Here is a 22442-nt window from a genome sequence, read left to right as displayed (position 1 = left end):
GCGAGGCCGGTCATTCTGCGGAAAGGTGGACCCCTTCAACAAATCTCACGATGAGTCATGGCCCTCGGCGTGCGCCGTGTCCGGGAAGAGGCGTCCCAGGATCTCATCCTCGTCCTCGCGGGTGACAACCACACCCGCATGGATGTGCGGCAGTCCATGGGCGGTCATCTCCGCATGTGGGGACTCACGATGACGTCGCTGAACGTGACGGTCTCCAGGGGAACCCTCTGGACGTGCCGGAGGCCCACCTGCGGCGAGGAGCCCGTGGCGATGGATGCGCCCGACGGAAAACCCCGCCTCGACCTCAAGCGCCAGCAAGCAGGCCTGGAGCCTGTCCACCATCAACAAGCAGATCGACGCGGGCCGCCCGGTGGTCGTGGGCGTGGATTACAAGGCGGGCGGCAATGGTGGCGACAACGGCACGGACCACTGGATCACCATCACCGGCCGAGGCAAGCAGAACGGCAAGCCCGTCTACCATGCCAATGATCCGGACACCGGGAAGCAGATCACCCTGGGGGTGGATGGCAACCAACTGAAGGGCGGTCCCAAGGGCTACAAGACGACGGGCGAGCTGAGGACGTTCTCCGGCGGCAACCCGAAGCCGCCCAACAAGCCGGCTCAGACAGCCGACAGGGGCGACACGAAGTCATCGCGGTCGAAGTCCACCAATGCGGGGGGCGCCGACGACGCGAAGAGGACGGAGCGCTCCGGTTCGGCGAAGGGCAACAATGACCTGAGCGGCTTCTCGTCCAACAAGTACGACGACATCATCAACGAGATGTCGAAGAAGTACAACGTGCCCGCACGCCTCATCAAGGCGGTCATCCAGGCGGAGTCGTCATTCAACCCGAACGCCACCTCCTCGGCGAACGCCAAGGGGTTGATGCAGCTCACGAATGGCACGGCGAAGGACATGGGCGTCAAGGACCGCTCGGATCCCCGCCAGAACATCGAGGGCGGCACCAGGTACCTGGCCCAGATGCTCGAGCAATTCAAGGGCGATGAGCGCCTGGCGCTGGCCGCGTACAACGCGGGCCCTGGCAGCGTGGACAAGTACAAGGGCGTGCCTCCGTTCAAGGAGACCCAGGCCTACGTGAAGAAGATCATGGACTGGTACAACGGCCCGGGCCCGGCGGCGGCGTAGTCCCCAGTCCCAGCTCACACCGTTTCCATTCCAGCGGGCGCGGGCCAGAACGACGCGCTCGCCTGGGATTCCCTGCATCCCTTGTCGTTCATCATCCAAGAAAGAGGAAGCACCATGGATATCTCCACTGCGTCCAGGAAGTATGACTTCGCCGCCAAGATGCTCCGGTCAGCCATCGCCAGCTCGACGGTACGTCCAGAGAAGCCGGCGGAGAAGCCCAAGGGCCACTCGACCCGGGACACCTTCGTCGACGGCTCCAAGGGGGCTGGCAAGTCTTCCAGCGACAAGGACAAGAAGATCGACAAGCTCCTCGACGCGGCCAGGGGGCAGCTTGGCTACAAGGAGGGGCGCAACAACAGCAACAAGTTCACGAAGGAGATGACCGGCAGGAATGGCCAGGAGTGGTGCGCGGACTTCGTGAGCTAGGCGGCGAAGGAGGCCGGTCTGTCGAAGCCGAGGTCTTCCCTCGCGCAGGGGATTGCTGATCAGCTCGAGGCGAAGGGCCAGTGGAAGGGACGCCGCGATCCCAAGAAGGGCGACGCGGTCACCTTCCAGAAGGATGGAAGCCTCAACGCGAAGGCAACCCACGTCGGCATCGTGGAGAAGGTCTTCGAGAAGAACGGCAAGAAGTACATCACGTACATCTCCGGCAACTCCCAGAACAGCGTCACCCGGAACACGGTGGCCTGGGATGACAGGCACATCAAGGGTTACGGGACGATGGTCAAGTAGAGTCCGTGACGCGGCCGTTCTTTCACATTCTCATGGAATGGGATTCCGAGAGGAGTCCTTGCTTTCCAGTGTGGCGGATGCGGGCACGATGGCCACGCGAGCGACCAGGGATTTTTGGGACGCCGGCCGGGTCATTCCCTCTTTTATCCCCGAAAGAACGGCTCCGCGTCATCCCGATCCATCCACTCTTCGTAGGACCCTTTCATGTCCTCTCCTCTCGTCCGTGACACAGGCGCAAGCGCGGAACAGAAAGCAAGGAAGGCCGCTGAGGACAAGGCGATGGCTGTGCTCCTTTGCGCAGCGGCGCGGATCGCATCGTGGAAGGCCCACGCGGATGGGACGCGGCTCCAGCGAGCCCGGATCGTCCATGGTATCGCCAAGGAGCGGAAGGCCGCCGCCGAGAGGGAGCTCGAGCGCTCCAGGAAGATGCATCAGGAGTTGGTCGACCCACAGGCGTCAGCGGCGAGCAGCCGCCCAGCCACCATCGAGTCACTTCATGCGGCGAAGACGAAGGTCGAGCGCGACGAAGTGGCATTGAGGAACGCGATCGAAATGGTCAACCGGACCGCTGATTCCGTGACGAATGCGGAGAGCATCGCTTCGAAGTCCAAGATGAATGCCATTGCCGCCGCGGAAAGAGCGCTCCAGGCGCAGAAGACCGCCAACGCCAGCGCGAGGGAGGCGGGCCTGGCCGAGCCCTTCCCCGAGCGGATTCGCGCGAAATGAGGAGCGGGACGATGGAAACGCAGCAGGGTTCCAATGCCACCATCAGCCGCGTGCGCGTGGGCACCATCAATCACATCCGCATCGCTGGCATCATCGATGAGACTTTCCCGCTGACGTCTTCCTCGCCAGACCCTGGTGGGCTCATCATCGTCGACCTCGGCCGGGTGGAGCGCATCAGCTCCTTCGGCGTGCGGCGGTGGGTCGAGTTCGCCAGCAAGCTGCCTCCCGGGGGCATTTCGCTCTACGTGGTCAACGCGCCACCGGTGATGGTGGATCAGCTCAACATGGTGGAGGGCTTCGCCGGTGTGTCTCGGGTGCTGTCGGTGCTGGCGCCCTATACGTGCCGGGCCTGTGGCGAGGACCGGCTGCGCGTGGTGGACCTGCAGGCGGAGGCGCCCCTCATCGCCGAGGGCCGCGCCCCCGAGCACTCCTGCCCGGTGTGCGCCGGGAAACTGGTGCTCGCGGAGCTGCCGAGCGAGTTCTTCGACTACGCCCGGCGCCAGCAGCTCGGCACGGTGGATCCGGTGGTGATGCGCTACCTGCGCGCCACCACACCCAGCGCGCCTGTCCCGCTCACCACGCACTTGAAGATCGTCCAGGACGACATCACGTACATCACCCTCGCCAGCGAGCTGACGAGGGACCTGAACGTGCGCCGGCTGGCCTCGGGCCTGGAGGGGCGCGTCGCCTTCGACTTTTCCCATGTCACCCTGGTGGAGCCCGAGGCCGTCCCCAGGCTGGAGCAGGTGTTGAGCGCGGCGGCACAGGGCGCCAGGGTGGTGCTGTGCCGGGTGCCCCCGCCGGTGCTCGGCGCGCTGACGCGCTTCACCCAGAAGCTCTCCGCGCGGATTGGCACGCTGTGGCTGCCGTGTGAGTGCCGCAACTGCGGCCACGAGCACCACCAGCGCGCCCTGGCCTCCGAGTACCTGGCCAAGCTGCGCGTCAACGCCAGCCCCGAGCGCGAGTGCCCCATCTGCGGTGGGATCGCGCGCCTTCCTTCCATCCCCCAGTTGGTGCCGCTGCTCGGCCGCTCGTCGCTGGTGGAGCAGCCGCTGGAGGACTTCGAGGCGCTCGAGCCGCGGGCCCTCAGCCAGTACCTCTTCGGCTCCTCCAGGCTGGTGCCGGACGCCGAGGGCGGTAGCTCGGACATCGGCAATTCCAGCAGCGCCACCCGGCTGCAGATCATCCGCAAGCTGGGCCAGGGCGGCATGGCCGAGGTGTTCCTCGCCAGGCAGGTCGGTGTGAAGGGGTTCGAGAAGTTCGTGGCGATGAAGAAGGTCCTTCCGCAGTTCGCCGAGAACGCGGAGTTCGTCGACATGCTCTTCGCGGAGGCGCGGGCCAACGCGCGCCTGACGCACCCCAATGTCGTGCAGACCTTCGACGTGGGCATGAACGATGGCGTGGCGTACATCCTCATGGAGTACGTGCGTGGCCCGGATCTCAAGAAGCTGATGAACGAGCTGCGGCGCAAGGGGCTGGCCCTGCCCATCGAGCACGCGCTGCGCATCGTCGCCGAGACGGCCGCGGGCCTGCATTACGCGCACGGCTACGTGGATCCGGCCGGTGTGCCCCACCCGGTGGTGCACCGCGACGTGAGTCCCCACAACGTCCTCATCTCGCTCGATGGCGCCATCAAGCTGAGCGACTTCGGCATCGCCAAGGTGCAGGGCGAGGAGAACACCCGGTCGGGCGAGCTGAAGGGGAAGATCTCCTATGCCTCCCCCGAGGCCGCCGCGGGCCGCCCCCTGGACGCGCGCAACGACGTGTTCGCCCTGGGCGTGGTGCTCTTCGAGCTGCTCACCGGCCAACTGCCCTTCAGGCGCGACCATGACGCGGCCACGCTCAACGCCATCATGCGTGAACCGGTGCCCGTGCCGTCGCAGCTCGAGCCCCGCATTCCCCAGGACGTGTCGGCTCTCATCCTGCGCGCGCTGGTGAAGGATCCGGCGCGTCGCACTCCGTCCGCCGCGGCCATGCGCGAGGAGATCGAAGCGGTGATGGTCCGCCACCGGCTCCACTCGTCGCCGGCGGCGGTGGCCCAGTTCTTCAAGGCCACGCTGGGCGATCGGCTCGCGGAGTTCGGCCCCACCCAGAATGCCCTGTGCACGGGCTCGTTTCCGAGCGTGGGGGGACAGCAGGGCTCGGGTTCGGGCAGTCCGCCTCGCGCGCCCGTCACTCAGGGCGGGACGAGGGTCATGCCACAGCGCCAGGCGGTGACGGCACCGCGTCCTCCCGCGCCTCCCCCGGACGCGGCTGGCGAGGACGAGCGCACCGAGGTCTGCCGGTTCCTGCCGCCCACGCCTCCGGCTCGGAACGCCTCGGCTCCGGCGCCCGTGGTTTCGGCCGCTGCCTCGCGCTCCACGCCGGCACGTCCGCCCCGTGCGCCCGAGCCCACGCGGCAGCCCGCCGTCCCGGTGTCCGGCCGCACGATGACCCGGGTGGCGCCGGGAGCCGTTCCGGTGGCTGCTTCTCCCAAGGCTCCAGCCATGGCCGCGCCGAAACCCGCGGCTCCCAGATCCTCGCTGCTCAAGTGGATCGCCATGGGCGCCGTCGGGCTCGTGGTCGTTGGTGGCGCCGCGGTGGTGGCTCCCAAGATGCTCTCGGGTGGCGGGGTCGAGGTGGTCAGTGAACGAGGTGGCAGGGGGAGTGCTGGCCAGGGCCGTGGATCACATCGCTTCCAACCACTTCCTCTCCAGGGGGCTGGGACGGCTGGTGGACTGGAGTAGTGGACATGTCGAAGACCATTTCCAAGCCGTCTTCCCTGCCTGTCGATTCAGACAAGGACCCGAAGCCCTCCGGGGCGCGGCCCGACGGGTACAGCTCCCTCCCCGACGAGGCCTCGCAGCCCGGTGGCGATGAGAACCTCTCGGAGCTCTTGACGTACTCCTTCGAGGAACTCATGTCCTGCGTCGATGCCCTCATCTCCGGTATCGAGGACGAGACGGCGCGGGGCCTGGACGGTGCTCCGTCCGAGCGGGGGGGCGCGGGGGATGGGAAGATGGACTGAGCGGCATCGAATCCGTTTCTCGATCGTGCCTGGTGGGATGGGGCTCGCGGCGGGTGCTGCTGGGCCGTATCGTGCTCATGCCCTGGCGCGCGCACGCGCGGGGCGGCGGTTCGAATCCTTGCGCGCTCAGGTGAAGCGCGGCCTGGCGAAGCGGGCCATACCAAGCCGCGAGGCCGAGCCCGAGGCGCGGCCCGAGCCACCGGTCGTGTCCGCTCCCTCGCCCCAGGCCATACGAGCCGCCCCTCTGGCCATGCCTATCGCATCCGCTGTGCCCGTCGCGGAGGTGTCCGGGATTGGTGGCAGTCGAGGCCGTGCATGGCTGCCCGCGAGCGTGGGGGGGCTGCTGGTCTTCCTCTCCGGCTGCATCGACTTCGACAAGGAGCTGGGAGAGTTCTGCCTGCGCGCCCCGGCGCGTGAGGTGAGTGCGGCCGGGGATGAGTCCATGGCACCGTATTTCCGCGAGGCGCCCGAGTCTTCTTCCTATGTGGAGGGGACGGGCCAGCTGTCCTTCCAGGTCACCGCGGAGGATCCACTGGGATGCGGACTTCGTTTCTCGTGGTCCGCGAGTGTCGGCACGTTGAGTCTCGTGCAGGAGACCGCCACCACGAGCCAGGCCCGCTGGACGGCCCCCGCGTGTCTGGGACCGGGAGAGACCGCGTCCTTCACGGCCACCGTGAGCGATGTCCTGGACCAGTCGGTCACCACCCGGTTCTCCGCCGTGGGCATCCCGGACTGTCCGAGCTGGTCTCCCACTTGCTCATTGGATGAGCTCCGCGAGGGCCACACGGCCACGTTGCTGACGTCGGGCAAGGTGCTGGTGGCGGGCGGTGAACTCTCGAATGCTGAGAATGTCTCCACGGCCGAGGTGTACACACCCTGATTGGCAAGACGGGCTGGGGCTCCGGCGGCTATTGCGATTGTCGCACTGCGTCTCGCATGGCGGCGCGACCCATCGCAGAATACGGGCCGGACGGTAGTAGTGGAGGCACACGAATGGATGTCAAAGGCGTCGCGTTCCTGGCACGGCAGCTCCAGGCGGAGCAGACCTTCGGCAGGGAGCGTTGGCTCTCATTTCTCGCCGAGCAGGCGAAGCGGGACCCCGTTTTCGCCCAGCCCGTGTTGCCCGTGACGCGCATCCCGGCGGAGGCCTTCTTGCGGCTCAACGACGCCATGACCCAGCAGTTCTACGCGGGGGATCCGCACGCCTATTGGAAATACGGCCTGAAGTCCGCCGAGTACGCGCTGGGCCAGGGCCAGCTCAAGGCGCTGTTCAGCAAGGGGGACTACCGGCGCTTCGCGCTGTTCACCCCGGGCATCTGGAAGGGGTACTTCACCGAGGGCGATCTGACGGCGCAGGTCCGCGGCAATGTGGTGGAGCTGCGAATCACCGGCGTGCCCCGGCCGCACATCTACTTCGAGCTGTCGGTGATGGGCTTCGCGTCTGGCGGGCTCACCTACCTGAGCGGCAAGGAGATTCCGCACGAGGTGCTCAAGGGCTTCAGCAGGGGTGACCTGGAGGTCGTCTACCGCTTCTCCCTGCCCGATTGAGCGGGACTCCACCCTCGCCATTCCTTCCCCGGCCGCGCTCCTTCCACCGCTCGAGCAGCGCGAGGAAGGAGGGGCAGAGCACCGTGGTTCCGAGGAAGGTGGACACAACGCCCAGAACGGCGAGCTGTCCAATGGAACGAAGCCCCTGGTGGGAAGCGATCAGCAGCGTGCCAGACCCCGCTGCATTCGAGAGCGTGGCAACCACCGCCGCAAGACCCTTTGAAGAGCAACCGGCTCGCGAAGAACGCGCTGCCGACGCCCAGAACCCGAGACGTACTCCAGGCGGCCTGAGGAGCGCCCGTGCACAAGCGTCCCGGGACGGTGGGGCATGAGCCGTAGATTGTTCCATGTGGATGGGGCGCGGTGTGACTGGAGTCGATGAGGTGAGTGTTGTCCGGGGCGGGGAGGCCGTGCCCGCCGCGCCGACTGCCGCCTTCTCCTGCCTCGGGCGCCACCTGGGGCGCTCGTGGGCCACCCGTTCGCTCGCGGTGGGCGGGGTGGCCACCGTGCTCGACATCCTCACCCTGCTCGCGTGCGTGAAGCTCGCCGGGCTACCCACCCCGGTGGGCGCGGGGCTCGGGCCGCAGGTGTTGCGCTACGGTGCGGCAACGGGCAGTGCGATGCTGGTGCACGCGGTGCTGGTGGGCTGGCTCGCCGACCGCGTGGGCGTGCTGGTGGTGCTCGCCAAACTCGCGGCTGACGTGGCCGTCTTCACCGTGGGACAACTGCGCCTCCTGCGCTACGTCGTCTTCCCGCGCTCGGCCCCGCGCCCTCGGCCACGTCCACCCGGTTTCTCGGGCGGGAGGAAGGAGACATGAGGGGGATGTCCAAGGCGGGTCAGGTTCTGCTCGCGCTGTCGGGCGTGGGGATGCTCGTGCATCTCGCCATCGCGGGCACGGTGCTCACGCGTGCGCGCGGGGCGTCCACGCGTGCGCCGCGAGGAGGCCCCGGCGCGTCGGTCCTCAAGCCGCTGAGCGGCGTGGACGACGAGCTGGAGGAGAACCTGCGTTCCTTCGTGGGCCAGTGCACCGATGGGCGCCCCTACGAGGTGCTCCTCGGGGTGCGTGACGTGAAGGACGCGGCATACCCGCTCGCCCAGGAGGCGGCGCGCCGCTGGCCGCACGTCTTCCGGGTGGTGGTGCAGCAGGGCGCCCCGGGTCTCAACCCCAAGGTGAACCAGCTCCTCACGCTCGAGCGCGCCGCGCGCCACGAGCTGCTGATCATCTCCGACTCCAACGTGCGTGCCCCCGAGGGCTACCTCGCGGGCGTGGTGCGCGCCTTCGAGGATCCCGAGGTGGGGCTCGTCACCCACCCGGTGGCCGGCGTGGGCGAGAGGAGCCTCGGCTCGCTGCTCGACAACCTGCAGATGACGTGCGGGGTGGGCGCGGGAATGATTGCCGCGAAGCGTGGCGGCGGTCGCTCCGTGGTCGTGGGCAAGAGCATGGCGCTGCGGCGGGCGGACCTCGCCCGCATGGGTGGCTTCGAGGCGGTGAAGGATCTGCTCGCCGAGGACTACGTCCTCGGGAAGTTGGTGCGCGAGCGCCTGGGCAAGCGCGTGGTCGTCGCACCCCACTGCGTCATCGCGGTGAGCACCCATAAGCGGGTGGGCGACTTCTACGCGCGCTACATGCGGTGGAGCGTCATCCAGCGCAGCCTCCTGTCAACGCCCGCCTATGTGGCCCAGCTCTTCCTGCACCCCGGGCCGCTCGCGCTCATCGGGGCGTTGCTGTGGCCCGTGCCGCGCGCGCTCGCCCTGGCGGGCGCGGTGGCGGGGCTCAAGGGGGCGTACGATCTCACCGTGGCGAGCGCGATGCGCCCCTTGCGCCTGCCGTGGCGCATGCTCCTCTCGCTGCCGCTCAAGGACGCGCTGCTCTTCGCGGCCTGGGCGCGCGGCCTCGTGCGTCGCAGCGTGGAGTGGCGCGGCCATCGGCTGCGCGTGGGGCCAGGCAGCAGCCTCCTCACGCACCGCGCGTGCGCGGCCCGAGCGACCTCATGTCGAGCCTCCGACCGAGGGGGCCATCCGGCTCCAGCCGATTCCGGGCGGCGGGCGCTCGTGAGGATCCATCTCCCCGCGGCGGGGCGGCGCACGCGCATGTCATAGGAGGGACAGGCTCCTCCGGGTGTTCTCCGCGGAGCTGCTTCCCACGGTGGTCATGCCGGGTGTTCGCGTGGACAGCTACCACCTCGTCCCCGGCTGACCCGCACGAAAAAAGACGCCGGAGCGTCTGGGGTCGCTCCGGCGTCAGGACTTCGAGACTTCGGGACTTCTCGGGCGCGAATCAGATACCGCGGTACTGGATGGTCAGCGCGTCCATGCGGTCGGCCTGGCCCGCGGAGAACGTGTTCATGCACGCGTCGTCGGTGTAGTCCATGAAGTTGGTGATGGGATCCAGGCCGGAGGTGGAGCAGGTGTCGCGGCCGACCGGGCAGCCGTAGGCGGCGGAGGACTCGGCCGGGGTGTCGCTCACGTAGTCGCCCGAGCCGGTGCAGCCTCCCTGGAAGGTGTGGTACGCGCCGAACCAGTGGCCGGCCTCGTGGGTGAGCGTGTCACCCTCGTTGTAGGGGGCCGCGGTGCCGCCGGGCACGGTGCTGTAGAGGATGACCACGCCGTCCATCTTCGGGTTGGAGGCGTAGCTGGAGGGGAAGGTCGCCCAGCCCAGCAGGCCACGGCCCATGTTGTTGGAGTAGACGTTGAGGTCGCCCGCGCCGCCCTTGCGCAGCGCGTTCTTCATCTTCGTCTCGCAGCCGCCGCCGGAGCAGGTGTACCACTGCGAGTTGGTGGTGCGGTCCACGCCCGCCAGGGTGAACTTGAACGGCGTGTTCTTGTACGCGTCGTTCAGCACGGCGATGGACGCGTCGATCTGCGTCTGGGGAATGTCACCGTTGGCGATGCCCGTGCCGTTGTTGATGACGTGCCAGTAGACGTTCACGTTCACCGAGCCGTTGGCGCGAGCCTGCGCGCGCGTACGGCCGCTGATCGCCATTTCCACCGTGGCCTTCTCGGCCTCGGTGAGGTCCACCGTAGCGCAGCCACTCCTCACTTCCTGCTGCGTGGGCTGCTGCTCCTCGGCCGGCTGCTGCTCGGCGTTGTTGCAACCCGTCAGCGCCATGACGGCGCCGAGCACCACCGCGAACTTCCCACTCTTGGAGACACCGCCACGGGACATTTCCAACTCCTCAGGAAAAATTGGTCTAGCCTATATACCAAGAATTCGAGTCTCACAAGGGGAGAAGTGACGCTTCTGAAAGATTCCAGTTATGCGGACATGTGGGAGTCCCGGAGAGTTGTGAAAAAGCAAAACGCCGGAGCGCTGGGGCGCTCCGGCGTCGGGAAATGAAGTCCGTGTAACCCCAGGCGGGGGCGGTCAGTGGACGATGGCCTGCCGGGCCGGGGGCGTCACCAGCAGCGAGAGGCTCTCGAAGGCCTCGATGTTCTGCCGGATGTAGGCGCGCTTGATTTTGCCGCTGGTCGTCTTGGGCACGGTGTGCGGGGCGACGGGGATGACGCGGTTGGGGCGCACGCCGGAGCCCTGGTAGACCATCTCCTCCACGTGCTTGCACAGCTGGCGCAGCGCGTCGGGCTTCGTCTCGGTCGTCTCGCAGACGATGACGATGTCCTCGGTGCCCGTCTGGAGGTTGTTGACCCCCACGGCGGCCACGCAGCCCACCCGGATGCCGGCCACCTGGGAGGCGGCGTTCTCCATGGTGTACGGGTGGTGGTTCTCACCCGCCTTGATGATGAGATCCTTGCTGCGCCCGCAGATGAAGAGCTCGCCGTCGGCCACGTAGCCCAGGTCCCCGGTGTACAGCCAGCCGTCGCGCAGCACGCCGTCGGTGGCCTCGGGGTTCTTGAAGTAGCCGCTGAAGAGGGACGTGCCCCGCAGGAGGATTTCACCCTCCTGGCGCTCGTCCACCGGACGGCCCTCGTCGTCGACGATGCGCAGCTCGATGCCGTTGAGCATCCGGCCCACGCTGAGCACGGTGAACGCGTCCGGGCCCCTGCCGTCGGGGTGGGGCTCGGCCCGCCGCCGCGAGGCCAGCGCGGAGCGGGAGAGCGTCTCCATGCGCAGGGGCTCGTTCCGGGCCCGCGAGGACACGCCCACCACCATCTCCGCCATGCCGTACGAGGGCAACCACGCGTCCTGCTCGAAGCCGCAGGGCTGGAAGCGCTCGGAGAACTGGCGCACGGTGTCGGCGTGGATGAACTCCGCGGCGTTGTAGGCCCGCTCCCACGCGCTCAGGTCCAGGCCCTCGAGCTCCGCGTCCTTGATGCGCTTGACGCACAGCTGGTAGGCGAAGTTGGGCGCGAAGCACGAGGTGGCGCGGAAGTAGTGCATGGCCCACAGCCAGCGCGAGGGCTTGAGCAGGAAGCCGAAGGGCGGGATGAGCGCCGTGGGCAGGCCGTGCACGAAGGAGGACAGGGTGGAGGCCACCAGTCCCATGTCGTGGTAGAGCGGCAGCCAGCACACCATCAGGTCATCCGAGTCCCACTGGCCGCCCTCGCCAATGGCCGCGCAGTTGGCCATGAGCGCCCGGTGGGAGATTTGAACGCCCTTGGGCGCGTCCGTGGTGCCCGAGGTGAACTGGATGAAGGCCACCTGCTCCGCGTCGACGGTGGGGGGCTCGAAGGGCTCGGCGTCGGCCTCCAGTTCCTTCGGGGTGGTCACGAAGGGGGCCTCGTGGCCCGGCTCGGGATGGAAGTCCAGGAGGGCCTCGTGCGCCAGGTCCACGAAGTCCGGATCGATGAGCATGGCCCGCGCGTCGAGCAGCCGCAGCTTCACGCGCAGCCGCTCGCCCCAGGCCTGCACGGAGACCTTCGAGGAGGGCAGCTCGATGAGGCAGGGCGTGGCGCCCACCAGGCCGCAGGCGAAGAAGCACTCGAGGAACTCGGGGCTGGTGTCGAAGGAGAGCACCACCATGTCACCTGGCTTCACGCCGCGCGCGCGCAGGTTGGCGCCCAGGCGCATCGCGTTGTGGTGCAGCTCCCCCGCGGTGAGGACGGTGAGGCGGTCCTCCAGGTCCACGAAGTAGAAGAGGGGCTGTGAGGGGCGCGTGCGTCCCCAGTGCACCACCGCCTCGGCCAGCGTTCGCACGGGGGCCGGGGTGGCGCGGGTGGGGGCCCGCTGGGGAAGGTCACGGGTGGGGTGGCGCCCCACGCCGGGGCCGAGTTGGACGTGACCCGTCTGCCGCCGCAGTGGCTCCTGGCTCATCGGTGTGTGTCCTCGGTGGATAACGACTCAGAACCGGACCAGCAGGCCCTCGACGGTGAGGCCGGGGCCGAAACCCATCATCACGCCGTACTCGCCGCGTTTGGGCTTGTCCGTCTTCAGGACTTCTTCGAGCACCAGCATCACGGTGACGGCGCCGCAGTTGCCGTACTCGCTCAGCACGTGCCAGCTGGCGCGCATCCGCTCCTTGCCCAGCTTGAGCTGGCGGGCCAGCGCCTCGAGGATCTTCGGTCCGCCCGGGTGGATGAGCCAGTGCTGGATGTCGCCGGCGGTCAGCTTCTCCGGGCCGAGCAGCTTCTCCAGGAAGGCGTCGACGTGCTCGCCGAGCACGAAGGGCACATAGGGCGACAAGGTCATTCGGAACCCGTCGTTGTGCATGTGCCAGCCCATCAGCTCGTGGGTCTCGTAGAGCTGCTCGGTGTGGGAGCGGATGAACTGGACGCCCTCGCCATCCGGGGCGCTGCCGATCACCGCCGTGCACGTGGCGTCTCCGAAGAGGCCATGGATGACGGCCTGCTCCGGATCCGGCGTGGAGTGGTAGTGCAGCGAGGCGTACTCGGACGCGTTGGCGATGACGTACTCGTCGGGGCGCGCGGCGATGCTGTCCATGGCCACCCGCAGCGTGGGGAAGGCGGCGAAGCAGCCCATGTGGCCCACGAAGGTGCGGCGGATGCTGGAGCGCAGCCCGAGCTTCTTCGCGATGAAGAGATCCAACCCGGGTCCCGAGTAGCCCGAGTTGGTGGTCATGGTGAAGGCTCCCACGCGCGAGCGATCCATCGTCCCGAGCGCCTGCTCCACGGACCGGCCCGTCACCTCCAGGCCCACGCGCTCGTAGACGCGCACGCGATCTCCCACGCCGGGGTTGCCGTTCTTGAGCTCCACGCGCGGATCCCACGCGAAGAACCTCCGGCGCACGCCCGTGTTCTTGATGATGCGCTCGGCGTTACGGATGTCCTTGTACCAGTGCTTGAACAGGTCCTCGTAGAGCTCGTCCTGGGTGATGGCCAGGGACGGGAAGGCGGAGGCAATGGACAGCAGGGTGGGACGGCGGGGTGCTGCCAGCGTCATGCAACCTCCACGTCGAGCTCACCGGGCCCGGCGGGGGAGATGTCGGAGGCCCGCGGCTGGGCGGTGCTCACGGATGCGGTCCGCGACAGGCGCTCATCGATGAAGTCCACCAGGCTGCCCACGGTGTCATGACCGCGGCGCGAGGCCTTGATGTACCAGGGGGTGAACTCGATGTCGGCGACTTCGTCCTTGAGCCGGGAAATCATCGACTCGAGGTGGAAGGAATCCATGCCCAGATCATACGTCATCGAGGCGAACTCGCTCACGTCGTCCGGGAACAGGCCACTGTTGGTGGCGAGGATGATGTTACGGACGTGATCGAGAATCTCCTGCCGGTGCATATGGACCTCCCGCCTCGGGCGAGTCAGCGCGTGGTGGCCCCCCCTTGCAGCAATGACAGAATATTACAGATACGAGGCATGCCCGGTCAATCAGGAAATTCCTACTAGAACAGCAATGTAGTATTAACGCGGAGTGTTGCCTACACGTCAGTTCATCCGCGCTTCCGAGGGAGGGGGCTTCCCCGGCCGGGCAGAAAGCATCGTGTGCACCGGCTGAAAATATGGAAAGCCCGGAAAGACCTGCCCAGCGGGAGGGTCTCTCCATCGACTATTCGACATGGTACTGGCCTGCGACCTGGCTGACCTGGCCGGAGACCTTCTGGAGGGTCTCGGCGGCTTCCTGCGTGGACTCCAGCCGGTCCATGGCCTGATCCATGCTGCGCGACAGGTCGGCGATGGCGTTGAAGATTTGAGCGAAGCCGGCGTTCTGCTGGCTCACGGCGGAGGTGATTTGAGACACGGCCGCGGAGCTCTCGTTCACCATCAAGGAGAGCTGGCGCAGGCTGTCGCCGGATGTCTTCACCTTGCCGAGGCCGCCTTCCACCTGGGCGGCGCCCACGTCCGTCATGGCGACGGCGTCACCGATGGCGTTGCCCACCTCGTCGAGGATGGTGCTGATGCGGGTGGTGGCGCGGATGGACTGATCCGCGAGCAGGCGGATTTCCCGGGCCACGACGGCGAAGCCCTTGCCGTGCTCGCCGGAGCGCACCGCCTCGATGGCGGCGTTGAGGGCGAGCATGTTGGACTGGTCGGCCAGGTCCTTCACCGTCTGGGTGATTTCACCGATCTGCACGGCGCTGGCCTGCAGGCGCTCCATCTTGCCGCGGATGGCGAACACCGAGTCGCGGATGGCGCTGAAGCCCGCGATGGTCTGCTCGATGGCCTGGGTGCCGGCGCGGCTGAGCTCCTCGGCGTGACGCACCACGTGCAGCACCTCGCGGGCGCGGTGCGCGGTGAGGTCGGAGGTCTGTTTGATCTCCTGCGCGGTGACGTTGGTCTCCTGGATGGCGGTGGCCTGGGTGATGAGGGCGCGGCGCTGATCGTCATTGGCGTGGCGCAGGGTGGCGCCGGCCTCGACGAGCTGGGCGGCCGACTGCTGGAGGGTGCGGGGCAGGGCGCTCAGTTGTAGGACGACGGCGTTGAGGCCGAAGGCCAGGTCACCAATCTCGTCGGTGGACACCCACTGGGGCGGGCGCACCTTGCCCACGGAGAGACCTTCGATGGCCTTGAGCACCGCGAGCGAGCCCTGCTCCTGGCGGCGCGCCAGCATCCACGCGGAGACGGTGGCGAGGGTGAGCAGGAAGACGGCCAGCACGGCCACGGGGATGCTCAGCTCGGACAGGAGGGAGGAGCCCAGATCCTCGAGCATGTAGGCGGCCTGGTGCTGCCCGGCGGCCTGCAGGTCCTCGATGTAGCGGCGCTGCACGTTGCCGGTCTGCACGGCGACGGTGAGGCCGCCCAGGACGATGAGCGACAGCACGCAGACGACGAAGGCGTAGGGCAGGAACCAGGACTGGCGCACCCAGAAGAAGCCGCCGCCCACCACGCGCAGGTGGGGGTGGCTCGCCTGCTCCTCGAGGGCCAGGGGCTGCATCCAGCGCTCGATGACGATGCCGGCGGGGAAGGACAGCAGCAGGCTGAGCGACAGCGCGATGGCGGTGCCCCAGACCACCAGCCACAGGCTCTTGTCGAACCACAGGCAGACGCCGGTGCAGAAGAAGATGGCGCCGAAGACGTAGGAGCCCGGCAGCACGTAGAAGGCGATGCGCCAGGGCAGCTTCAGGAGGCGGCCCAGGCGCATTCCGGGGGGCTCGCCCGGAATCGACTGGATGGCGCTGTTGTGCAGGTAGTGGATGAGCAGCGGCGGGTAGAGCACGCCCCAGACGAGGATGGTGGGCGGCAGCAGCCAGAGGACGGATTGGGAGAGCTGGTCACCTTGCAGCCCGAGTACCATCCCCACCAGGTAGGCCAGGAAGGGGGCCAGTGGCATCGCGCACGAGCGCAAGAGCGCATCGATGCGTCCGGGCAGGGAGCGGTGGCTGCTGCTCATCGGATTGGAGAACGCCATGGTAGGGGCCCGGGGCGGATCGGTGACGCGGGCGATATACGCGGCTGCCTTGGGGGCCGGCCACGCCTTCTGGGTGCAACGCTATCATCTTTGTCCACCAGGGCGCGAAGGGGGGCCGGGGTCGTCCCGTGGCGTAACCCACACTTGCCGTGAGGAGGCTGACCGCTCGCCAGCCCCCTGTGCGGACCTGGTGGTCTGAGCCGCGCGTCACAGCCTCATGCGTTTGAAGACGCGCTCGGGGATGCCGCGGATGGCGAACATGATGGGGCCCCAGAAGCCGGGGAGGTACACCTCGTCCTTGCGCGCGTCCGCCGCCCGGACGATGCCTCGCGCCACCTTGTCCGGCGTGGCGAAGAGCGCGTTCTTCTTCACGTCGGCCGTCATCGGCGTGTCCACGAAGCCCGGCTTCACCGTCACCACCGCCACGCCCGAGCGCGCCAGCCGGTTGCGCAGCCCCTGGAGGAACACGCTCAGGGCGCCCTTGGAGGCGCCGTACACGTAGTTGCTCTGCCGGCCCCGGTCTCCCGCCACCGAGGAGATGACCACCAGCGTCCCCGCCTTCTGGGCCTCGAAGCGGTTGGCCAGCGGCGTGAGCAGCGACACCGCGCTCAGGAAGTTCGTCCGCAGTACCTTCTCGGCTTCCGCGAACGAGCGCTGCGCCGCCTCCTGGTCGCCGAGGATGCCGTGGGCGAGCAGGGCCCCATCCAGCCCCCCGAGCGCCACCGTGGCGCGCTCCACCAGCGCCTCGTGCTGGGCGAGGTCGTCCAGGTCCAACGCCTCGGTCTCCACCTTGGAAGCGCCCCGCGTCCGGGCATCCCTCGCCACCGCGTCCAGCCGCTCGGCGTTGCGGCCCACCAGGTACAGCGCCGCGCCCCGCGCGGCCAGCAGCCGCACCGTGGATTGGGCAATGGCGCTCGTGGCGCCGAGGACGAGAACCTTCTTCATCATGGGGTTGGTTTATCCCGCGCCGTTCACCCGGCGCCAGAACGATGAGGAGAACGCGGGATCCACGTACTTCGCGAAGCGCTCGCGCTCCGGGTAGTACGCCGCGAAGCTCTCCGGGCTCATCCGCGCGTCCTTCGCGGGGTACACCCGCCCGCCCGCCTCGCGCGTCACCCGGTCCAGCTCCTCCACCAGCCGGTACGTCCGCTCCCCCCGGTTGGCGAAGTCCAGCGCCAGCGTCATGCCCCGCTTCGGGAAGCTCATCATCCCCGGCGAGGGCACGTCGCCGAACATCTTCAGCACCGTGAGGAAGCTCGGCATGCCGCTTCGCGCGCCCCGATCGAGGATCTCCTTCAACGCCGCCGTGCCCGCGTCGTTCGCCGGCACCACGCACTGGAACTGCAGGAAGCCCCGGCGCCCGTAGATGCGGTTCCACCGGTGCACCCCGTCCAGCGGGTAGAAGAAGGGATCGTAGTGCACCAGCCCGGTCCGGTTGAGCCGCTGCCGGTGGTAGTAGAGCCAGTTGAAGGCCGCCACCGACAGCCGGTTGATCGCGAGGCCCGGGAAGTCGAAGGGGACGGCCAGGCCGCTCCGGCGCGACAGGTGGCTCTTCGAGAGCGGCACCGCGTCGAACTGCGGCGGCGCGTGGTTGCCCCGGTAGAACAGGCCCTTGCCCAGGTTGCGACCCCGCCCCAGGCTGTCCACCCAGGCCACGGTGAAGTCGTAGTCCTGCTCGGACTCCATCGCGAGCTTCAGGAAGTCGTCCACGTTGGAGAGGGGAATCGTCTCCTGGTGGATGTACGGGTTGCTCATCCGCCGCAGCTGGATGTCCGCCCAGGTGATGAGCCCCGTCAGGCCGAGGCCGCCGATGGTGGCCTCGTACCAGTCCCGGTTCTGCTCCAGCGAGCACTCACGTCGCGAGCCGTCCGAGCGCACCAGCTCGAAGCGCGGCACGTGCCGTCCGAAGGTGCCCGCCCGGTGGTGGTTCTTCCCGTGGACGTCGTTGGCGATGGCCCCGCCCACGCTCACGAACTTGGTTCCCGGCGTCACCGGCAGGAACCAGCCCTGCCACGACACCAGCCGGAGGATGGCGTCCAGCGTGACGCCCGACTCGCAGCGCAGCACGCCCGTGGCCGGGTTGAAGTCGAGGAAGCGGTCCAGCCGCGCCGTCGTCAGCAGCGAGCCGCCCGCGTTGAGGCACGAGTCACCGTAGCTCCGGCCCTGCCCATATGGCAGCAGCGAGCCGCCTCCGGCCGGTCGCGGCAGGGGCTCCGTGGTCCACGTGACCGGGAGCGCCCGCTGCTCCGTCACGCGTGGGTACCTGCCCCAGGAATTCAGCTCCATCCCCACGTCCGTTACTCCCTCATGTCGCGGCCAGCAGCACGCCGGCGGCGATGAGCCCCACCGCGTAGCTGACCTTGTCCTTCAGCGCGAAGACGAGCGGGTCCTCGTTCACCAGGCCGCGGTGCGCCAGCAGCCATACCCGTCCCACCCAGTACATCATCACCGGACACAGCAGCCACAAGCGCTCCGGGTGGAGGTAGAGCGCCGTCACTTCCTTGCTGGTGATGTAGAGCGCGAGCACCAGCACGGACAGGTAGCCGCTCGACACGCCGAGCATGGCCAGCTGCTCGTAGTCCCCGGCCTCGTACCCGCGCCCCGGTGCCGCCGACTCGTTGGCCAGCCGCAGCCGCCGCACCTCGCTCAGCCGCTTCACCAGCGCGAGCGACAGGAAGAGGAACATGGAGAAGGTGAAGAGCCAGCTCGACGTGGGCACGCCCACGGCCAGCGAGCCACCGAAGATGCGCACCGTGTACAGGCCCGCCAGCACCAGCACGTCCAGCATCATCACCTGCTTGAGGTACAGCGAATACGCCAGCGTAATCCCGTAGTAGGTGCCCAGCAGCGCCAGGAACTCGCGCGGCAGCAGCAGCGCCACCACCGCTCCGGCCCCCAGCAGCAGGGGCGCCAACCACAGCCCCGCGCGCACCGACAGGTCTCCTGCCGCGAAGGGCCGCCTGCGCTTGGTGGGGTGCTTGCGATCCGAATCCAGGTCCAGCAGGTCGTTCAGCACGTACACGCTCGAGGCGCACAGGCTGAAGGAGAGGAAGCCCAGCAGCGCCTGGAGCAGGAGCGGCCCGTTCAGGCCCTTGTGCGCGGCGAGCAGCGGCACGAAGACGAGCACGTTCTTGGCCCACTGGTGCACCCGCAGCGCCTTGAGCAGCGTGCGCGGGAGCGACCGGGTGGGCCCGGAGCGGCGCACCTCCTCGCGAGGGCCGCCGAGGGGATTGTCATTCGCATGGACCGCGTCGAAGAGGCCCAGGTGCGCGGCCACCGCCTCCGCCACCCGCCGATCCGCCTCCGTGGCCAGCACCACCCGGCGGCCACGTGCCCGCTCCTCGGACAGGCGCGACAGCAGCACCTCGTCATAGGGCAGCCGCGTCACGTCCAGCTCCACCCGCCGTGCCACCTCCGCCCGCAGGAAGGCCCGCCCTCTCAGGCTCCACCCCACCACCGCCGGAGCCAGGTACGGCTGACGCTTGAGCAACCGCAGCAGCGCCTCGTGCAGCGTGTCCGTGCGCGCCAGGACGCCGTCCAGGTCGACGGCGAGCGGCGTCGCGTCCTGAGACTCCGGTGGGGTGGGGGCGGTGGTCAACATGGGTGGCGGCGCCGCAGGGTAGCGCAGCGGGGGCCCACCGCACCCTTTGTGTGGGGAGAGTGTTCGCGAGCTTCCGGACAGCCAGGGAGCAGGCGAGCCCCCTCACTCGGGGCGGGCGATGAGGAGCGTCTGCAGCGGCAGGTGGCGGACCGGCTTGCTGCTCTCGATGCGGAAGCCCGCGTCGTCCAGGAAGCCCTCCACCTCCGCGGGCGTGTAGGCGGCCGCCTTCGAGGTGAGGAAGTAGTGCAGGCCAATGAGCGGAGCGGCGCTCGGGGGCTTCTCCTCGTCCTCGCGCAGGTACTCCAGCACCGCCAACGTCCCCTTGTGCGTGAGCGCCGTGCGCACCCGGCGCAGCAGCGCCACGTTCTGCGCGGGCGTCAGGTGGTGCACCACCTGGAAGAGGAGCACCGCGTCGTAGGGGCCTCCCAGCTCGGAGGTGAGGATGTCTCCCTCCTTGTGCGTCACCAGGTGCGACAGGCCGGCTCGGGCGATGATCTCCCGCCCCACCCGCACGCTCCCCTCCAGGTCCAGCACCGTGGCCTTCAGCCCCCGGTTCTGGCGGCACAGCTCCGCGGCGTACCAGCCGTGCGCCCCTCCCAGGTCCAGCACGTGCCGCGCTCCCCGGGGCAGCGGGATGGCGCGTACCACCTCGGGCGCCGACAGCCGCGCCATCTGGTGCATGGCATGGATGTAGGAGCGCCAGCGCGGGTCGTCCGGGGAGAAGTGGTGGATGTCCACCGCCTCGCCCGTGCGCACGGCCTCCTCCACGTGGCTCCACCACTCCCACTGGGTGTAGTTGAAGTCCAGGAAGCCTCCCACGTACTGCGGGGAGCGCGGATCCAACCAGCGCCGGGCCCGGTCCGCCATCCGGTAGCGGCCCTTCTTGCGCTCCACCGCGTCGCACGCCTCCAGCGCCTCCAGCAGCGCGCGCGTGCCCTCCGGCGACAGCTTCAGCCGCGCCGCCAGCTCCTCCACCGTGGCCGAGCCGTCCGCGAGCGCCGAGAAGATTCCCAGCCGCTCCCCGGCCATCAACGTGCGCGCCGCCATCATCCCGAAGAAGGCGTGCGCCAGCGGCTGGGGGGCCAGGTTCAGCCAGTCCGCCACCCGCTCCAACAGGTTGTCCGCCTTGAGCCCGAGCCTCATCGTCCCTCCCGGCGACGCCGGGCGGCCACCACCAGTCCCAGCCCCACCACCGCCAGTGTGTCCTCAGGGCCCAGCAGGCAGCCCACGCGCTCGGCCTGTCGGATGCCCGTGTAGCGGCACTGGCCCTGGGAGCAGCTGAAGCGCGCCGCGCAGTCCCCGCTGGTGCGGCAGGCCCCGCCGGGCCGGCCGGTGGAGTCATCCGCCTCGGGGTTGTCACGATCCGCGCCCCCGTTGCCCACCGAGGCGTCCGGGACGTCGTACAGGATGCCCGAGTCCGGACGGCCCCCGTCCTGGGCTCGGGCCGCCACCGGCAGGAGCAGGGTGAGTGAGAGGGCCAGGCGCGACAACATGCTACGGGTCGGGGGGGCGATCTTCATGGAGCGCTCCCAACCTATCCGCCCGGCGGGCGGGATGCACCCATTGGGAAGACAAGCTCTTACGGAAGCTCGGGCTTTTGGTAGGGTGGGCCCGCGATGGCCCCCCGAATCCTCGTGGTCGATGACAACCAGGAGCTGCTCACCCTCCTCACCCAGCTCTTCGAAGACGCAGGTTACGAGGTGGTCGGAGCGAGCAAGGGCAAGCAGGCGGTCGAGGTCTCCCGGGCCCAGCCGCCCGCCGTGGCCGTACTCGACATCCTGCTTCCCGACATGATGGGTTACCACCTGGCGGACGCGCTGCGGAAGGATCAGCCCCAGCTCCCCCTCATCTTCATCACCGGTGTCTTCAAGGGCGGCAAGCACGCCATGGAGGCGCGGCAGAAGTACGCGGCCGCCGGCTACTTCGAGAAGCCCTTCGAGGCCGCCAAGCTGCTGGAGGCGGTGCAGAAGCTGACCCCCGTGGACAAGACGGCCGCGCCCCCGGCCTCCACGGAGGACGACTTCGACGTGGAGCTCGACATCGACGTCGAGGAGGAGGGCCCCCAGGACGCGATGGAGCTGACGGGCCGCATCAAGGTGACGGGCGGCGACAACCTCACCGCCGAAATCCGCGGCGCCAACCTCACCGCCACGCCCCTGCACAAGGTGTCGGCCACCCTGGTGCGCCCGCCCGTGCCGGGCCGCCCGCCGGATCCGCTCCCCGTGGGCGCGGGCTCCCCGGGCCACCGCCGCGGCGAGCTCAAGGACAACCTGCCCTCGCTCCTCACCGCCTTCTACCTGTCGCGTGAGACGGGCGAGCTGGGTGTGCAGCGCGGCAAGGTGCGCAAGGTCGTCTACTTCGAGCGCGGCACCCCGGTGTTCGCCCTCTCCAACCTGCTGGCGGACCGCTTCGGCCAGTTCCTGGTGCGCGTGGGGAAGATCAAACCCGAGCAGCTCGAGGACGCCTCGGCGGTGGCCTCGGCGAGCAACCGGCGCACCGGTGACGTGCTGGTGGAGCGCGGCCTGCTCAAGGACACCGAGCGCCTGTACTACGTGGGCCAGCAGGTGAAGGCCATCATCTACTCGCTCTTCTCGTGGGAGGACGGCACCTACGTGATGAGCTTCAAGGAGAAGGCCTCCGCCGAGTCCATCAAGCTGGACGTGCACCCGGCCAACCTCATCGTCCGGGGCATCAAGAAGCTCTACAAGCCCGAGCGCCTGCGCCGCATGTTGCGGCCCGAGGACCGGCTCATCCCCTCCGTGGCCCCGGCCTATCAGCTGCACGAGGTGGAGCTGGAGCGGTGGGAGGCGGAGCTGCTGCCGAGGATCGACGGCAACCGGACCGTGGGGGAGTTGCTCGCCTACGCCAACCGCCCAGACCAGGTCGTCTACGGCTACCTGGTGGCGATGATGTCGCTGGGCATCCTCGAGCAGCGCAGCTAGCGGGTGCCACCCCGGCGGGGGTGACACCTCACCG

22 protein-coding genes and 2 pseudogenes are annotated in these 22442 nt (G+C 68.6%); 12 read left to right on the top strand and 12 right to left on the bottom strand.

Features of this window, described 5'->3' with window-relative positions:
• Positions 1 to 45 precede the first annotated feature (45 nt).
• Complete coding sequence (locus JQX13_RS55290; protein ID WP_275424987.1) at positions 46 to 168, bottom strand: hypothetical protein; 123 nt, start codon at positions 166 to 168, stop codon at positions 46 to 48.
• A gap of 106 nt (positions 169 to 274) precedes the next feature.
• Between JQX13_RS55290 and JQX13_RS55285 the strand changes: the two genes are divergently transcribed.
• The 9 genes and pseudogenes from JQX13_RS55285 to JQX13_RS07090 all read left to right on the top strand — a co-directional run bounded on the left by JQX13_RS55285 (position 275) and on the right by JQX13_RS07090 (position 7160).
• Complete coding sequence (locus tag JQX13_RS55285; RefSeq protein WP_275424986.1) at positions 275 to 1147, top strand: lytic transglycosylase domain-containing protein; 873 nt, start codon at positions 275 to 277, stop codon at positions 1145 to 1147.
• A 114-nt stretch (positions 1148 to 1261) separates the two neighbouring features.
• Entirely contained in the window at positions 1262 to 1573 is a 312-nt protein-coding gene (locus tag JQX13_RS07120) for a hypothetical protein (RefSeq protein WP_203408298.1), read from the top strand.
• 18 nt (positions 1574 to 1591) lie between these two features.
• Positions 1592 to 1741, top strand: a pseudogene (locus JQX13_RS56170) (hypothetical protein); the annotation flags it as partial.
• A gap of 3 nt (positions 1742 to 1744) precedes the next feature.
• The gene (locus tag JQX13_RS55280) at positions 1745 to 1879 is read left to right on the top strand and encodes a hypothetical protein (protein WP_275424985.1); all 135 of its coding nucleotides are present in this window, start codon (positions 1745 to 1747) and stop codon (positions 1877 to 1879) included.
• Positions 1880 to 2083: 204 nt separating this feature from the next.
• On the top strand, positions 2084 to 2605 hold the full coding sequence (locus JQX13_RS07110) for a hypothetical protein (protein WP_203408297.1): 522 nt from the start codon (positions 2084 to 2086) through the stop codon (positions 2603 to 2605).
• An 11-nt stretch (positions 2606 to 2616) separates the two neighbouring features.
• Entirely contained in the window at positions 2617 to 5331 is a 2715-nt protein-coding gene (locus JQX13_RS07105; protein ID WP_203408296.1) for a serine/threonine-protein kinase, read from the top strand.
• A 5-nt stretch (positions 5332 to 5336) separates the two neighbouring features.
• A complete protein-coding gene (locus JQX13_RS07100; protein WP_203408295.1) occupies positions 5337 to 5612 on the top strand; it encodes a hypothetical protein in 276 nt (91 codons plus the stop codon).
• 250 nt (positions 5613 to 5862) lie between these two features.
• A complete protein-coding gene (locus JQX13_RS07095; RefSeq protein ID WP_203408294.1) occupies positions 5863 to 6492 on the top strand; it encodes a hypothetical protein in 630 nt (209 codons plus the stop codon).
• A 113-nt stretch (positions 6493 to 6605) separates the two neighbouring features.
• Positions 6606 to 7160 (top strand): hypothetical protein, encoded by a 555-nt coding sequence (locus JQX13_RS07090; RefSeq protein WP_203408293.1) that lies wholly within the window; start codon positions 6606 to 6608, stop codon positions 7158 to 7160.
• Here the strand turns inward: JQX13_RS07090 and JQX13_RS53770 are convergent.
• Positions 7111 to 7377: pseudogene (locus JQX13_RS53770) on the bottom strand (hypothetical protein); the annotation flags it as partial. The gene JQX13_RS07090 and the pseudogene JQX13_RS53770 overlap by 50 nt on opposite strands.
• Positions 7378 to 7525: 148 nt before the next feature.
• Here JQX13_RS53770 and JQX13_RS07085 point away from each other — a divergent pair.
• Positions 7526 to 7978, top strand: coding sequence for a hypothetical protein (locus JQX13_RS07085; RefSeq protein WP_203408292.1), 453 nt, complete (start codon positions 7526 to 7528; stop codon positions 7976 to 7978).
• A 5-nt stretch (positions 7979 to 7983) separates the two neighbouring features.
• Positions 7984 to 9261 (top strand): glycosyltransferase, encoded by a 1278-nt coding sequence (locus tag JQX13_RS07080; protein WP_203408291.1) that lies wholly within the window; start codon positions 7984 to 7986, stop codon positions 9259 to 9261.
• 178 nt (positions 9262 to 9439) lie between these two features.
• Here the strand turns inward: JQX13_RS07080 and JQX13_RS07075 are convergent, their stop codons facing one another.
• The 10 genes from JQX13_RS07075 to JQX13_RS07030 all read right to left on the bottom strand — a co-directional run bounded on the left by JQX13_RS07075 (position 9440) and on the right by JQX13_RS07030 (position 20986).
• Entirely contained in the window at positions 9440 to 10327 is an 888-nt protein-coding gene (locus JQX13_RS07075; RefSeq protein ID WP_203408290.1) for a zinc metalloprotease, read from the bottom strand.
• A 198-nt stretch (positions 10328 to 10525) separates the two neighbouring features.
• On the bottom strand, positions 10526 to 12370 hold the full coding sequence (locus JQX13_RS07070; RefSeq protein ID WP_203408289.1) for a fatty acyl-AMP ligase: 1845 nt from the start codon (positions 12368 to 12370) through the stop codon (positions 10526 to 10528).
• A 27-nt stretch (positions 12371 to 12397) separates the two neighbouring features.
• The gene (locus JQX13_RS07065; RefSeq protein ID WP_203408288.1) at positions 12398 to 13456 is read right to left on the bottom strand and encodes a type III polyketide synthase; all 1059 of its coding nucleotides are present in this window, start codon (positions 13454 to 13456) and stop codon (positions 12398 to 12400) included.
• Entirely contained in the window at positions 13453 to 13797 is a 345-nt protein-coding gene (locus JQX13_RS07060; protein WP_203408287.1) for an acyl carrier protein, read from the bottom strand. The genes JQX13_RS07065 and JQX13_RS07060 overlap by 4 nt, the downstream gene beginning before the upstream one ends.
• A gap of 268 nt (positions 13798 to 14065) precedes the next feature.
• On the bottom strand, positions 14066 to 15865 hold the full coding sequence (locus JQX13_RS07055) for a methyl-accepting chemotaxis protein (protein WP_203408286.1): 1800 nt from the start codon (positions 15863 to 15865) through the stop codon (positions 14066 to 14068).
• 207 nt (positions 15866 to 16072) lie between these two features.
• Positions 16073 to 16810 (bottom strand): SDR family oxidoreductase, encoded by a 738-nt coding sequence (locus JQX13_RS07050; RefSeq protein WP_203411909.1) that lies wholly within the window; start codon positions 16808 to 16810, stop codon positions 16073 to 16075.
• 12 nt (positions 16811 to 16822) lie between these two features.
• Positions 16823 to 18151: an FAD-binding oxidoreductase gene (locus JQX13_RS07045; protein ID WP_203408285.1), complete on the bottom strand. Its 1329-nt coding sequence runs from the start codon at positions 18149 to 18151 to the stop codon at positions 16823 to 16825.
• A gap of 19 nt (positions 18152 to 18170) precedes the next feature.
• Positions 18171 to 19466, bottom strand: a complete 1296-nt coding sequence (locus JQX13_RS07040) for a UbiA family prenyltransferase (protein ID WP_203408284.1) — start codon at positions 19464 to 19466, stop codon at positions 18171 to 18173.
• A 102-nt stretch (positions 19467 to 19568) separates the two neighbouring features.
• Entirely contained in the window at positions 19569 to 20609 is a 1041-nt protein-coding gene (locus JQX13_RS07035) for a class I SAM-dependent methyltransferase (RefSeq protein WP_203408283.1), read from the bottom strand.
• Positions 20606 to 20986, bottom strand: a complete 381-nt coding sequence (locus JQX13_RS07030; protein WP_203408282.1) for an MXAN_6627.5 family MYXO-CTERM protein — start codon at positions 20984 to 20986, stop codon at positions 20606 to 20608. The genes JQX13_RS07035 and JQX13_RS07030 overlap by 4 nt, the downstream gene beginning before the upstream one ends.
• A gap of 96 nt (positions 20987 to 21082) precedes the next feature.
• On the opposite strand from JQX13_RS07030, the gene JQX13_RS07025 reads away from it, so the two are divergent.
• The gene (locus JQX13_RS07025) at positions 21083 to 22408 is read left to right on the top strand and encodes a response regulator (RefSeq protein ID WP_203408281.1); all 1326 of its coding nucleotides are present in this window, start codon (positions 21083 to 21085) and stop codon (positions 22406 to 22408) included.
• Positions 22409 to 22442 lie beyond the last annotated feature (34 nt).

This window comes from Archangium violaceum, assembly GCF_016859125.1.
Classification (GTDB): Bacteria; Myxococcota; Myxococcia; order Myxococcales; family Myxococcaceae; genus Archangium; species Archangium violaceum_A.
Note: the sequence above shows the minus strand (reverse complement) of the source record. Positions and strands in the feature narration are given on the sequence as shown.

What these genes read in the sequence shown, in the direction of transcription:
- JQX13_RS55290 (WP_275424987.1), bottom strand. Translation starts at nt 168, where the DNA reads ATGACCGCCCATGGACTGCCGCACATCCATGCGGGTGTGGTTGTCACC.
- JQX13_RS55285 (WP_275424986.1), top strand. Translation starts at nt 275, where the DNA reads ATGCGCCCGACGGAAAACCCCGCCTCGACCTCAAGCGCCAGCAAGCAG.
- JQX13_RS07120 (WP_203408298.1), top strand. Translation starts at nt 1,262, where the DNA reads ATGGATATCTCCACTGCGTCCAGGAAGTATGACTTCGCCGCCAAGATG.
- JQX13_RS07110 (WP_203408297.1), top strand. Translation starts at nt 2,084, where the DNA reads ATGTCCTCTCCTCTCGTCCGTGACACAGGCGCAAGCGCGGAACAGAAA.
- JQX13_RS07105 (WP_203408296.1), top strand. Translation starts at nt 2,617, where the DNA reads ATGGAAACGCAGCAGGGTTCCAATGCCACCATCAGCCGCGTGCGCGTG.
- JQX13_RS07100 (WP_203408295.1), top strand. Translation starts at nt 5,337, where the DNA reads ATGTCGAAGACCATTTCCAAGCCGTCTTCCCTGCCTGTCGATTCAGAC.
- JQX13_RS07095 (WP_203408294.1), top strand. Translation starts at nt 5,863, where the DNA reads ATGCCTATCGCATCCGCTGTGCCCGTCGCGGAGGTGTCCGGGATTGGT.
- JQX13_RS07090 (WP_203408293.1), top strand. Translation starts at nt 6,606, where the DNA reads ATGGATGTCAAAGGCGTCGCGTTCCTGGCACGGCAGCTCCAGGCGGAG.
- JQX13_RS07080 (WP_203408291.1), top strand. Translation starts at nt 7,984, where the DNA reads ATGTCCAAGGCGGGTCAGGTTCTGCTCGCGCTGTCGGGCGTGGGGATG.
- JQX13_RS07075 (WP_203408290.1), bottom strand. Translation starts at nt 10,327, where the DNA reads ATGTCCCGTGGCGGTGTCTCCAAGAGTGGGAAGTTCGCGGTGGTGCTC.
- JQX13_RS07070 (WP_203408289.1), bottom strand. Translation starts at nt 12,370, where the DNA reads ATGAGCCAGGAGCCACTGCGGCGGCAGACGGGTCACGTCCAACTCGGC.
- JQX13_RS07065 (WP_203408288.1), bottom strand. Translation starts at nt 13,456, where the DNA reads ATGACGCTGGCAGCACCCCGCCGTCCCACCCTGCTGTCCATTGCCTCC.
- JQX13_RS07060 (WP_203408287.1), bottom strand. Translation starts at nt 13,797, where the DNA reads ATGCACCGGCAGGAGATTCTCGATCACGTCCGTAACATCATCCTCGCC.
- JQX13_RS07055 (WP_203408286.1), bottom strand. Translation starts at nt 15,865, where the DNA reads ATGGCGTTCTCCAATCCGATGAGCAGCAGCCACCGCTCCCTGCCCGGA.
- JQX13_RS07050 (WP_203411909.1), bottom strand. Translation starts at nt 16,810, where the DNA reads ATGAAGAAGGTTCTCGTCCTCGGCGCCACGAGCGCCATTGCCCAATCC.
- JQX13_RS07045 (WP_203408285.1), bottom strand. Translation starts at nt 18,151, where the DNA reads ATGGAGCTGAATTCCTGGGGCAGGTACCCACGCGTGACGGAGCAGCGG.
- JQX13_RS07040 (WP_203408284.1), bottom strand. Translation starts at nt 19,466, where the DNA reads ATGTTGACCACCGCCCCCACCCCACCGGAGTCTCAGGACGCGACGCCG.
- JQX13_RS07035 (WP_203408283.1), bottom strand. Translation starts at nt 20,609, where the DNA reads ATGAGGCTCGGGCTCAAGGCGGACAACCTGTTGGAGCGGGTGGCGGAC.
- JQX13_RS07030 (WP_203408282.1), bottom strand. Translation starts at nt 20,986, where the DNA reads ATGAAGATCGCCCCCCCGACCCGTAGCATGTTGTCGCGCCTGGCCCTC.
- JQX13_RS07025 (WP_203408281.1), top strand. Translation starts at nt 21,083, where the DNA reads ATGGCCCCCCGAATCCTCGTGGTCGATGACAACCAGGAGCTGCTCACC.